Annotated in this window: 9 protein-coding genes and 1 tRNA gene; 5 read left to right on the top strand and 5 right to left on the bottom strand. The window is 33.1% G+C overall.

What is annotated here, in order from left to right; all coding sequences use genetic code 11:
- Positions 1 to 45 precede the first annotated feature (45 nt).
- The 4 genes from IQ05_RS01890 to IQ05_RS01875 all read left to right on the top strand — a co-directional run bounded on the left by IQ05_RS01890 (position 46) and on the right by IQ05_RS01875 (position 1,816).
- Positions 46 to 495, top strand: a complete 450-nt coding sequence (locus tag IQ05_RS01890; RefSeq protein WP_144889295.1) for a GatB/YqeY domain-containing protein — start codon at positions 46 to 48, stop codon at positions 493 to 495.
- A gap of 116 nt (positions 496 to 611) precedes the next feature.
- On the top strand, positions 612 to 857 hold the full coding sequence (locus IQ05_RS01885) for a GIY-YIG nuclease family protein (RefSeq protein ID WP_144889293.1): 246 nt from the start codon (positions 612 to 614) through the stop codon (positions 855 to 857).
- A 1-nt stretch (position 858) separates the two neighbouring features.
- A tRNA-Arg gene (locus IQ05_RS01880) sits at positions 859 to 932 on the top strand.
- 65 nt (positions 933 to 997) lie between these two features.
- Positions 998 to 1,816, top strand: a complete 819-nt coding sequence (locus IQ05_RS01875; RefSeq protein WP_144889291.1) for a zinc-dependent peptidase — start codon at positions 998 to 1,000, stop codon at positions 1,814 to 1,816.
- Positions 1,817 to 1,843: 27 nt separating this feature from the next.
- On the opposite strand, the gene rpe is transcribed toward IQ05_RS01875, so the two are convergent.
- From rpe to IQ05_RS01855, 4 genes are all read right to left on the bottom strand, one after another.
- Positions 1,844 to 2,506, bottom strand: a complete 663-nt coding sequence (gene rpe / locus IQ05_RS01870; RefSeq protein WP_144889289.1) for a ribulose-phosphate 3-epimerase — start codon at positions 2,504 to 2,506, stop codon at positions 1,844 to 1,846.
- 495 nt (positions 2,507 to 3,001) lie between these two features.
- Positions 3,002 to 3,865, bottom strand: coding sequence for a sigma-70 family RNA polymerase sigma factor (locus IQ05_RS01865; protein WP_026707723.1), 864 nt, complete (start codon positions 3,863 to 3,865; stop codon positions 3,002 to 3,004).
- Between the two features lie 220 nt (positions 3,866 to 4,085).
- Complete coding sequence (locus tag IQ05_RS01860; RefSeq protein ID WP_144889287.1) at positions 4,086 to 6,653, bottom strand: DEAD/DEAH box helicase family protein; 2,568 nt, start codon at positions 6,651 to 6,653, stop codon at positions 4,086 to 4,088.
- Positions 6,654 to 6,751: 98 nt separating this feature from the next.
- Positions 6,752 to 8,716, bottom strand: a complete 1,965-nt coding sequence (locus IQ05_RS01855) for a DNA methyltransferase (protein WP_144889285.1) — start codon at positions 8,714 to 8,716, stop codon at positions 6,752 to 6,754.
- A 364-nt stretch (positions 8,717 to 9,080) separates the two neighbouring features.
- Between IQ05_RS01855 and IQ05_RS01850 the strand changes: the two genes are divergently transcribed.
- Positions 9,081 to 9,950, top strand: a complete 870-nt coding sequence (locus IQ05_RS01850; protein WP_144889283.1) for an Abi family protein — start codon at positions 9,081 to 9,083, stop codon at positions 9,948 to 9,950.
- Between the two features lie 216 nt (positions 9,951 to 10,166).
- On the opposite strand, the gene IQ05_RS01845 is transcribed toward IQ05_RS01850, so the two are convergent.
- On the bottom strand, positions 10,167 to 12,302 hold the full coding sequence (locus IQ05_RS01845; RefSeq protein ID WP_144889281.1) for a polyribonucleotide nucleotidyltransferase: 2,136 nt from the start codon (positions 12,300 to 12,302) through the stop codon (positions 10,167 to 10,169).
- Positions 12,303 to 12,407: the final 105 nt, after the last annotated feature.

Genomic DNA, 12,407 nt, shown 5'->3' with positions numbered 1-12,407 from the left:
CGTAATTGCTGTTTCATCATAATTGAAAAAACAAAGACATAAGATATGAGTTTATCAACATTAATCATGGACGAAATGAAAACCGCCATGAGAGCCAAAGATACCGTTGCGCTTGAAGCATTAAGAGCAATAAAATCAGAAATATTACTAGCACAAACGGCAACAGGATCTAAAGAAGAAATTTCAGAAGACGATGAAGTTAAGTTATTACAAAAACTTGTAAAAACACGTAAAGAAAGTGCCCGAATCTTCACAGAGCAAAACCGTTTAGATCTTGCTGAACCAGAATTAGCGCAAATAGCAGTTATTGAGAAATTTTTACCAGCTCAATTGAGTGAGTCAGAAGTAGAAACAGTGATTGCTGCAATTATTGCCGAAACCGGAGCAACAGGTATTGCGTCTATGGGTAAAGTTATGGGATTAGCAGCAGCAAAACTTGGTGGAACTGCTGAGGGTAAAACCATTTCTACAATAGTTAAAAAACTACTTACATAAAAAGCGATTGAACGACGCGTATTATTTCATTAATCGCTCAATTCCATATCGAAAATTGCTGCGTAGTTCAACTGGATACCTGCCTGCCGGCAGGGAATATTAGATTTTGACAATAAATGGAATATTTTGTGTATGTTTTAAAAAGTGAGATTGATGGAAGACTTTATAAAGGTCAGACCAATAACATAGATAAAAGAATAATAGAACATAATTCAGGTAAGACAAAATCTACCAAAGGTTTTAAACCATGGAAATTGGTTTATTTGGAAACTTTTAAAACAAGAGACGAAGCGGTTATTCGTGAAAAATTTTTTAAAACAGGAAGTGGAAGAGAATTTTTAAAAGAAAAAATAATAATATAATGGCTGTGTAGTTCAACTGGATAGAATATCAGATTTCGACTCTGAGGGTTGCAGGTTCGAACCCTGTCGCGGCCACTTTTTAACTTTTAAATGCCTCAAAAAATCACAAGTTATCTTGAGTTTTTTGAGGCATTTTTTTAATGAATTACTTTAATATGGTTGTCCAAGTAGTTTTAACAGTTTTCATTGGTCTTTTTTTTCTTTTATTTATACTGTTTAAAGTTATTGAACCATCTTATATGATGTTCTTTAATAAGCCATTGTTCGTACATTGGTATCCTTTCTCTAAACGGCTGAAGCCACATCAGCGAAAAATTTTATCAGACGATTTTCCTTATTACAGTATCTTGTCGGCTAAAAGAAAAGAGTATTTTGAACATAGAATTCTAATGTTCACGAAACAATATCAATTTATAGGTAAAGATATTGTAGTTACAGAGCAAATGCGATTGCTAATAGCAGCTACTTATGTTATGTTTACCTTTGGGATGCGTAATTATCTTGTTCCGTTGTTCAAGCGAATTGTAATTTATCCTACGGCATACTTCTCAACCGAAAATGAAGTTTTTCACAAAGGCGAGTTTAATCCCATGATGAAAGCAGTTGTTTTTTCTTGGGAGGATTTTATCTTAGGTCATTTAAGTTCAAATGATAATTTGAATCTAGGATTACATGAATTTACGCATGTACTGCATTTTCATTGTATGAAAAATAACGATCCCAGTTCTATTATCTTTTTTGATGCCTTTAATGAAGTAGTCAAGTATTTTTCTGATTCGGTTTTAAGCTCTTCATTAAGCGATACTCAGTATTTTAGACCGTATGCGTATGAAAATCAATTTGAATTCTTGGCAGTAGTTTTAGAAAATTTCTTTGAAACACCAGCTCAATTTAAAACCGTAAATCCAGATTTGTATGATCATGTTGTCACCATGATAAACTATAAAGAAAATCAATAAAAATGGCGCACTAGGCGCCATTTTGTATTAAAAAGTAGTAAGCTTTTTTAGATCTTGAATTGTTTGTACTGGGTCTGTTGCTTTAAAAACAAAACTTCCTGCAACAAGAACATTCGCTCCTGCTTCAACAAGTTGTTTTGCATTAGCACTAGTTACACCTCCATCAACTTCGATTAGGGTGTTGGCACCTTTTCTTGTAATTAAGGCTTTTAGTTTTTCAATTTTAGAATAGGTGTTTTCAATGAAAGATTGTCCGCCAAAACCAGGATTTACACTCATGATACAAACCAAATCAATGTCATTAATCACATCTTCTAACAAATCAATTGATGTATGCGGGTTAATGGCAACTCCCGCTTTCATTCCCTCTGCTTTTATGGCTTGTAGCGTTCTGTGCAAATGTGTGCAAGCTTCATAATGTACGCTAAGGATATTGGCTCCAAGTCCAGCAAATGTTTTGATGTAGCGATCTGGATCTACAATCATTAAATGGACATCAATAGTTTTTGTGGCGTGTTTAGCAATGGCTTCAAGTACTGGCATTCCGTATGAAATGTTAGGTACAAAAACGCCGTCCATGATGTCTATATGAAACCAATCGGCTTCACTGTTGTTAATCATTTCAATGTCGCGCTGTAGGTTTCCAAAGTCAGCTGCTAATACTGATGGAGCAATAAGTGTATTTTTCATTGTGTAGTTGTTTAATCTGAATTTGTTTCAGATTCTTAAGTTGTTGTTGGTGCAAAAATAGTTTTTTTAGACCAATTGCAGTAATTTTTCATTAAGAAGAAACAACGACTTTTAGTAAATAAGATTGCGTAAGGGATAGCAGCGGCATCCTCGTAGTGCAACGAAGAGATATAGCGAATAGCTCGACCCGAAGTTTTTACGGAGGGTTACGCAGTGGGAGTTATCAGTATTCAGTTATCAGTATTCAGTAAATAGTGATTTAAGATTTGTGGTTTTATTAAAAAAAAATAAAACCTCGGACACCCGATCCGCCGCGGCGGAGAACAGACTGAGGTTTTATTGAAAAAAATAAAACCTCGGTAATCAGCCGAGGTTTCAATCATCAATCAAAAAACGAACAGTTAATCAGACTGTTGTTTGCTTTAAAAAAGTTTCAAGTTTAAGGTTTCAAGATGTTTTGAGCAACCTGAAACTTTAAACTTGAAACAAATATAGTTATCCTAAATAGGTTTTTAAAATTTTACTTCTAGAAGTATGTTTTAATCTACGGATTGCTTTTTCCTTGATTTGACGTACACGCTCACGAGTTAGGTCGAAAGTTTCTCCAATCTCTTCTAAAGTCATTGGGTGTTGGTCTCCAAGACCAAAATACAAACGAACTACATCAGCCTCACGAGGTGTAAGAGTTTCAAGAGAACGCTCAATTTCGGTGCGTAATGACTCGTGAATTAACTCTCTATCTGGGTTTGGAGACTCTCCAGAACGCAATACATCGTACAGGTTAGAATCTTCACCTTCTACAAGTGGAGCATCCATGGATAAGTGACGACCAGAGTTTTTCATAGACTCTTTTACATCATTTACGGTCATGTCTAGTTCTTTTGCAATTTCCTCAGCAGATGGCGGACGCTCGTTAGATTGCTCTAATAACGCGTACATCTTGTTGATTTTGTTGATAGAACCAATTTTGTTTAATGGCAAACGTACAATACGAGACTGCTCAGCCAAAGCTTGCAAAATCGATTGACGAATCCACCATACAGCATATGAAATGAATTTAAAACCACGTGTTTCATCAAAACGTTGTGCTGCTTTTATAAGTCCAAGATTTCCTTCGTTAATTAAATCGGGAAGGGTTAAACCTTGGTTTTGATATTGTTTTGCCACCGATACTACGAAACGTAAGTTGGCTTTTGTTAATTTCTCTAAGGCGCGCTGGTCACCAGCTTTAATCTTTTGTGCTAACTCTACCTCTTCATCAGCCGTGATAAGATCAACTTTTCCAATTTCTTGTAAGTATTTGTCTAATGATGCAGTTTCACGATTCGTTACCTGCTTGGTAATTTTAAGTTGTCTCATGGTGTTGTCTCCTCAATTTTAAAGTGTACAAATTGTTATACGTAAGGAGTTGCAAAAAAGTTACATTTATTTTTAAATTTTATTTTAAAAAGATTTTTTTGGGCATTTTCGCTGCGACGAATCTTCCTATACGTTACAATCTTTTTATTCGCCGCGGCGCATAAAAGGATTTCCACTGCTATCCCTAATGCAAACGATGCTAGAATTGAATTCTATTTTATCAAACCTCTAGAACGCTTTCTAATGATTTTTTAAAATCATTTTCCACTCGATTATTATAAAATGGAACACCTGTTATTCTATATTTATCGGTATTAATTTTTATCGTTCTTTTTTCAACTTCTATTTCTTTAAGAAAATCTTCTTTCCATTTATCGTGAGAAATTAAATGTCCTCCTTTGGGTTCAATAAACACTTGAAAAGTCAATTCTTCTCCTTCTTTTTGCTTGCAAAATAAAAGAAAATCGGGTTCAAAAGCACGACCTAATTTATCAATGATTTTTATCTCTCTTTCATTTCTGATCAAAAAGATATTATCAAATTTTTTGTTTAAAGTTTCAAATCTCTTAGCAAACATTGTTACAAAATCTTTCTCTTCGCTTGTTCCATAATTCGCATTGTAAACATACCACGGTTCGTTGATTATTAGGCTTTCCTGCCCATTAGCTCTTTCGTCGTATTTGTTTATTCGTAAAGGTTTGTCTCTAAAAACTTCATGTACTTTTTTCTGAATATAATCTGAACCTTCATATTGAGTCAAATTTGCTTTTATTTCAATTTCAATGGCTGACAATAATCCTTGAATTCCTAGCAAATAGTCTTTATTTGAAATGTTTTCTAGTCGGTTTTTATTTCCGATAAAAGCGATTTCAAGATTGCCTAAATAGTCTTTGTTATTGATAAAAAAACTTGTTGACTCAATATTTGGAAAATATTTTGATAATTTATCGAAATGAAAAAATGGATTTTGTGCTAATGCAGTTCTGATAATATGTTGATTTTCTATTTCATTCAGCTTGACATCTTTTGCAATATTTTTATCGTCTAAAATTTCATAATCGTTAGAAAACATTCCTGACATTCTACCACTTCCAGAAGACAAAATGTATTCATAATTTTTTTTCACAACTCCCAAATCAGCAAATGATTTCACATTGGCGTAGCTCTTTTCTTTTCTCTTATTAAAAATGACCGTTCCTGTTTTGTAAAAATCAGTTGTTTTGAAAGCATCTTTCAATTCCAGGGATAATTGAATCATATCCTCTTCTTTCTCTGTGCTGCCAAAATGCTCTAATGCTTTTTTGAGTTCCGAAATATATTTGCTTTCGTCTTTTGTATGATAATATAATTCTTCCAAAACCTTAAAATCATTATCTATTTGATCATCATATTTCCTTCTGTATTTGTCTTGGTCGATATCTAAGGTAAATGGAAAATATCGTGCTCCTCTACCTATTAACTGGGCTTCGGCAACAGTCGTTTTTCCGAAAGTTTTATTGGATCCTCCCGAATTTTGTCCTTCATACAAACGCACAATGTCAAACAAATTCAAAACGTCCCAACCTTCATTTAATTTTTGAACAGCGAATATGGCTCGAATCGGATTATTGGCATCCTCAAGTGTATTCAATTTTATCTGATTGGCTTCGGCCTCTTTTTCATCATTAGCACTCAAACAATTTTCTGGACGAAAATTGGATTTTAGCCTTTTAGCCAATTCGTTTGAAGACAAATTAATTTTATCAAAAAAAGAAAAAGCTTTCTGAACAATCGCTACCGTTGAAGTTTCTCGAATCGCATCAATACTAACTCCATCTAAACTTTCAATCAATCGATGAAAATTTTGTTTGTTTTGTTCTGACTCTTTTATGGTTTGTTTTGCCTTAAAAAGAATTACAGGTTTTAAATTGATATTTTGTTTGGTTGCTAATTCCTGTCGGTATTGATTGAGAATAATGGCTTGAATGATGCGCTCTTTTTCATCATAATTAGATCGAATTAAATTAATTTCCTTTGAAAATTTATCCAATCGAAACTGTTTTAAATCATATTTAAAAAGCACTTTGTCTTCATATTTCTTGACTATATCTGATTTTTCATAATCTAAAGTAGCCGTGAATTCTAACAATATGTTATTCAAATCTGCCTGATGAATATCTTCGATTAATTTTTCCCAACTTTGAAACAATTGCGTTTGGCTTTGTGTATTGGCATTATAATGATGCGCTTCGTCTCCTAATAAAACTATTTTTCTATTTTTAAAATCCTCCAAACTCAAAGCGTTTTCTTTCTCGCTTTGCACCAAGTCCGAATGTAGTTTTTGAATCGAAGTAAAATGAATATTGATATTTCTATCATCGGCTTCATCAAAGTTTCTGACTTCTTTTATATATACTTTCTGTCCATTGACAACAATATCTTGATTGAATAAATATTTGCTAGCCGAAGCATTCAAAAAATTCTCTCTTGTTTTATCCAAAATGGTATTAGAATGCACAAAAAACAAAAAGTTACGATATCCTTTTTCATACAGATAAAGCATTAATCCAGCCATAATAAGTGTTTTACCACTTCCTGTCGCCATATTGTACATCAAGTGAAATGGTTTTCTGGGCTTACCTTCAAAATCTTCGTTATAAAAAAGTATAAAACGCTGAAAAGCTTCTTTTTGATACTCTCTTTCTCCATAACTGGGTTTAAGATTACCAGAAATATAATTAGGGATTTCAATTTTAGTAATAGCTCTTTTGCCAAACTCTTCTATTAATGTATCGTATAAATAAGCCATAAATGATTGTTGTTGTTTTGTTATTCCGACGAAGGAGGAATCTCATCACACTAATCAATCGGATGTGATTTCTCCTTTGTCGAAATATCAATATTGGGTTACTTTTTCAGTTGATAAAAATCTTTAGTTACCTTGAGTTCACTTTCTGTACACTCAAAATCTTTATCTTCTAAAGAAGAAAGATTAACATACAATTGATTTTTATCCAATAAAGAAATTAAGAGTGCTTGTTGTGCTGAGAACTCCAATTTTTTGAAGTCTTCTATGTGTTCTTCTTGTTTTTGAATAGCGATATTGTAATTCAAAAAAGATTTGTTTTTCATTTCCTCCCAAATCTCTAACAAAGTCTTGCTGTCTTTAGCTTCTACAATTTTATCTAAAAAAGTTTGATTGTATTTTTTGAGTTCTATATAAGTGAAAGAACCACCACCTTGCCAATTGACGGATTTTGAAATTCCAGTTGAGTCTCCAGAAATCACATTATTTAATCTTGTAAGAGACAAATCAATTTGATTTTGCATTTGCTCAATTCCGATGTATCGCCTATTCAATTTATGACAAACGGAAGCAGTAGTTCCACTTCCTAAATGATAATCTAAAACCAAATCATCTGTGTTTGTAAAAAGTTCAATTATGAATTTCAATAATTCTTCTGGCTTTTTACCATTTCTAAATTCCACCCCTCCTTGTTTAGAAACATTATTATATTCCTTTTCAAAATTATAGAAATTGGAATATTGTTTCTTTGTAATATTTGAACTCGTTGGCATTCCTTGAAAATAACCTCCATTTTTCTTTTTATCTGGTGCTGAATAGAAATACCTATAACTAACAGCATCATCTCCCATATCAGGAACTTTAAATAATGTTTCTGATGGATAGCCTTTTAAATGCTCTAGATGTTTAACAAAAAATCTACCACTACTATTTTTTTCTCTTATTGATCCCCTAATACTAATTTTTTTTAATCCATTTTCGTTCGCATTAATATTATTTACTTTGTATTGATTGGGATAATAAACTTCAACTAGTTTGTTATCACATTTAATTATTTCAGGAACAACATCGTCATTAATAATAACTTCTAAAGTATAATCATCAATAGTTTTTAGGACTTCTTGGAAAGGCATTTTACGCTGAATATCATTAGAATAGATAAGTAAATATTCAACTACATCATTATATTCTTTATCTCCTGTCAATGCTCTATCTGGATGTCTAACTTGAATATTAAAATCACATAAATGCTTTTCAAAAATATCATTCATTAATACTTTTAAATAGGCAAATTGATGAAAACTACATTGAACAAGAAAAATACCCGAAGAACTTAATAAAGACTTCGCAACTTCCAATCGATTCTTCATAAAAGTCAACCAAGTAGAATGATTAAAATTGTCATTATACCCAAAACTATCACTACCTGTATTATAGGGTGGGTCGATATAAATGAGCTTTACTTTTCCAGCAAACTCTTCTTTTAAAGAATGCAAAGCCAACAAGTTATTCCCTTTTATAATCAAATTATCGGTTATGGTACCTTGCTCATTTCTTGTAAATCCTTCAAAGATTCCCCCTTCGGGGGTTAGAGGGCTATACGTTTTGGCATTGGTAAAAACTTTTGGGTCTAACAATTGGTTGATTTCGTCTTGTGCCAAGATTTCATTAAAGAAAATTTCTTCTCGTTTGTCTTCTTCTCGACTTTGTCCTCCTTCGAGAATACAATCTTTATAAGGCCAGACTAAAGCTACTTCGTTTCGTTGGTTTAAGAATTTGCCGTCAATTGTTAATCCTATTTTGTTTTTATAAGCCGTAAAACTATCGTTCAGATAATTCTTTTGCTCCATAAATTCAATAAATAAGGCTTGATTAAAAACCATGATATCTTTAACAGGAATAAAAAAACGAGTTTTAATTTCTGGATTTTCCAGTAATAAGGAGATTAATTCTGTATCGCAATTTTGTGCTTTGCTAATGATGACCCACTTTTTCAAGTCACCGTCATCGGTTACAAAATTGGGTTCATTTTTTAAGAGGGATTCGACCGTTGCGTATAGTTTCATGTTTTTGTTGGAGTAACAAAAAAGAAGCGTAGGCTAATTGCAATACTCGTATCTGAGGTCCGACCAAGAACCCTACCTACAAAGTAAAGCAACGCCCACGCCTTTGGCATGAACGTTAACTTAAACTCTCCTGTAGGTATTTAAAATTTGGTCGATTTCAGATACAGGAATTTTCGCTAAACGCTAATTTTTATATGTTGTTATATATTATCTATTTATCTTTTCAATACTGATTTTAGTTATGTAACAAATATAGTTTTTTAAAAGTGTAATAAAAAGAATGCATTGTTAAAAACTAGGTTTATTTGTGTATAAGTTTGATTATTTATTATCAAAATAAAGTCCATCTTTGTGAGAAAAAACGATGGCAGGTATTGCGACAGATGTTGATAATCAGATTTTAAAACTTCAAGAAAGAGGAATGATTTTAGATTTAGAGCCTGAAAAAGTGAAAGAAATTTTGCTGGATATTGGTTATTATCGATTAGGATTTTATTGGCATCCTTTTGAAATAAATGCAAGCCATCAATTTCAAGAAGGTACTTTATTCTCTAATGCTGTTACTTTATATTACTTGGATGTCGATTTGAGAAATTTACTTTTGAAATACTTGAACAGAATAGAAATTAATTTTAGGACAAAATTAGTTTATTATGTTTCTAATAAATACAAATCTTCTCCAACTTGGTTTATCAATCCTAGAGTTATCAATCACAGTTATATCAAAACAATTGGAAAATATTACAATGATGATTTTAAAAGAACAAATAAAACTATAAAATTGCACCATTCAAATAATATAAATGATTTGTATGCACCTGCTTGGAAAACATTAGAGTTTTTTACATTTGGTGCAGTACTCAAAACTTTCAAATCATTACTTGATAATGAGTTAAAATTAAAAATTGCTAATCAATACGGTGTTTTGAATTTATCAAAATTTATAAATTTGTTTGATACCATTGTGTATGTGAGGAATACATGTGCGCACGGAGGTGTGTTATTTGATTTTATGACACCAAAAGGAATTGCGTTATTGCCAAGTATAAGTTTTAATGGTAATAATAGACATTCATTAGATTCCGCCATAAAAATAATTTCATTTGTTTTGAAATCAATTTCTAACGAGAGAAAAAATGATTTAGAAAATGATTTGAATGCTTTGTTTTTTAAGCATTCTGAAAACGAGGCAATCAAAGAGATTATCATTAATAAGGTAGGTTACCAATATTAATGATAATTATTGTAACAAAATAAAGTTTTATTTGTATCTTTGCACCCTATTAAGTGCCCTACTATTCATTTGCTTTAGTGCTGCACTATAAAAAAATAAGATAAACCCAGACTTGCTCTGGGTTTTTTATTTATAAATTCAATCCTAAAACAAAAATCCCGTTCGCATTGCGAACGGGATTTTCTATAAATAAACCTTTAGTAAACTAAGATCTGATTACTCTTTTTTCTCCTCGCGTGGAGGTCTAGCGATAAGTGCTTTACGAGATACTTTTTCTTTTCTAGTTTTTGGATCAAGTCCTAGGTATTTCACTTGAAACACATCGCCCATGTTTACAACATCAGTAACGTTTTCAGTTCTTTCCCAAGCTAGTTCAGATACGTGTAACAATACTTCATTTCCTGGAGCAGCTGTATATTCTACTACGGCACCAAAATCAAGCATTTTAATTACTTTCACTTCGTAAGCTTCACCCATTTGTGGTTTGAAGGTAATAGATTGAATTTTAGCCAATACTGCTTCAATTCCAGCAGGATCAGTACCTAAAATTTCAATTACACCTTGCTCGTCTACCTCGTTGATTACGATAGTTGTTCCAGTAGCTTTTTGTAATTCTTGAATCACTTTTCCACCAGGTCCAATCAATGCACCAATAAAGTTACCAGGAATAGTTCTGGTGATGATTTTTGGAGCGTATGGTTTCACATCTTCTTTTGGAGCAGCAAGAGTTTCAATTAATTTTCCAAGAATATGCAAACGACCGTCACGAGCTTGAGCTAATGCAGCTTCCATAATCTCGTATTTCAAACCATCAATCTTGATGTCCATTTGACAAGCGGTAATTCCTTCAGAAGTTCCAGTTACTTTAAAGTCCATGTCTCCTAAATGATCTTCATCACCAAGAATGTCAGACAATACAGCAAAACGTTCTCCGTCAGTAATCAATCCCATTGCAATTCCAGAAACTGGACGAATCATTTGGATACCAGCGTCCATTAATGATAATGTACCAGCACAAACGGTAGCCATAGAAGACGAACCATTCGATTCTAATACTTCAGAAACTACACGAATTGTATAAGGACAATCAGCAGGAATCATGTTTTTCAAGGCGCGTTGTGCCAAGTTTCCGTGACCAACTTCTCTTCTTGAAGTTCCTCTTAAAGGACGAGCTTCACCAGTTGAGAAAGGAGGGAAGTTGTAATGCAAGTAGAATTTTTCTTCACCTTGTTCAGATGGAGAGTCAATTTGGTTAGCTTCTCTAGAAGTTCCTAAAGTAGCTGTAGCCAAAGCTTGTGTTTCTCCACGTGTAAACAATGCAGATCCGTGTACTGATGGTAAATAATCTACCTCACACCAGATTGGTCTGATTTCAGTTGTTTTTCTTCCGTCAAGACGAGTTCCTAAATCTAGGGTTACGTTACGAACTGCTTCTTTATTGGTTTTGTAGAAATATTTGGAAACTAAATCTCCATTTTCAGCCAATTCTTCTTCAGTAAATAAAGCTTTTACTTCTTCTTTTACTTCTGCAAATGCAGCAGTACGTTCTTGTTTAGAAGAACCTTTGCTTGCAATAGCATATATTTTATCGTAAGACGCAGCTTTTACTTTAGCGTAAATAGCTTCATCAGATTTTTCAGTTTCGTAAGTGCGCACTTCTTTTTTTCCAAAAGCGGCAGCTAATCTTTCTTGTGCAGCAATTTGTACTTTGATGTGTTCATGAGCAAATTTAATTGCTTCTAGCATTTCTGCTTCTGAAATCTCTTTCATTTCACCTTCTACCATGGCGATAGAATCGGTTGAAGCTCCAATCATCATGTCAATGTCTGACAATGCTAATTGTGCGCGAGAAGGGTTGATAATGAATTTACCATCAATACGTCCAACTCTAGCCTCAGAAATTAAAGTTTCAAATGGAATATCAGACAATGCAAGTGCTGCCGAAGCTGCTAATCCTGCTAATGCATCTGGCATCACATCCTCGTCATGAGACATCAATTGAATCATAACTTGAACTTCAGCATGGTAATCATCTGGGAAAAGCGGACGTAAAACACGGTCTACCAATCTCATGGTTAATACTTCGTTGTCACTAGGGCGTGCTTCTCTTTTAAAGAAACCTCCAGGAAAACGACCTGCTGCGGCAAATTTTTCACGATAATCTACCGTTAATGGTAAAAAATCAATACCAGGACTTGCTTTTCTTGCGGAAACAACTGTACCTAAAATAACAGTTTTTCCAATTCTTACTACTACAGATCCATCAGCTTGTTTGGCTAAACGACCTGTCTCGATTGTGATGCTTCTGCCATCACCTAAATCGATACTTTCTACAAATAATTGTGGAATCATAAATTTAATTTTTTAGTTAAACATGGGTTCTAGTTGTGTTGTAGTTGTTGTTTTGCGTAGTTAATGCCTAAAACCCAATGAAAAACCAAACTTTTTTTAATGATC

Source organism: Flavobacterium tiangeerense (assembly GCF_007830355.1).
GTDB lineage: Bacteria > Bacteroidota > Bacteroidia > Flavobacteriales > Flavobacteriaceae > Flavobacterium > Flavobacterium tiangeerense.
This window is presented reverse-complemented; position numbering and strand designations above follow the sequence as displayed.

What these genes read in the sequence shown, in the direction of transcription:
- IQ05_RS01855 (WP_144889285.1), bottom strand. Translation starts at nt 8,716, where the DNA reads ATGAAACTATACGCAACGGTCGAATCCCTCTTAAAAAATGAACCCAAT.
- IQ05_RS01865 (WP_026707723.1), bottom strand. Translation starts at nt 3,865, where the DNA reads ATGAGACAACTTAAAATTACCAAGCAGGTAACGAATCGTGAAACTGCA.
- IQ05_RS01850 (WP_144889283.1), top strand. Translation starts at nt 9,081, where the DNA reads ATGGCAGGTATTGCGACAGATGTTGATAATCAGATTTTAAAACTTCAA.
- IQ05_RS01845 (WP_144889281.1), bottom strand. Translation starts at nt 12,302, where the DNA reads ATGATTCCACAATTATTTGTAGAAAGTATCGATTTAGGTGATGGCAGA.
- IQ05_RS01875 (WP_144889291.1), top strand. Translation starts at nt 998, where the DNA reads ATGAATTACTTTAATATGGTTGTCCAAGTAGTTTTAACAGTTTTCATT.
- IQ05_RS01860 (WP_144889287.1), bottom strand. Translation starts at nt 6,653, where the DNA reads ATGGCTTATTTATACGATACATTAATAGAAGAGTTTGGCAAAAGAGCT.
- IQ05_RS01890 (WP_144889295.1), top strand. Translation starts at nt 46, where the DNA reads ATGAGTTTATCAACATTAATCATGGACGAAATGAAAACCGCCATGAGA.
- rpe (WP_144889289.1), bottom strand. Translation starts at nt 2,506, where the DNA reads ATGAAAAATACACTTATTGCTCCATCAGTATTAGCAGCTGACTTTGGA.
- IQ05_RS01885 (WP_144889293.1), top strand. Translation starts at nt 612, where the DNA reads ATGGAATATTTTGTGTATGTTTTAAAAAGTGAGATTGATGGAAGACTT.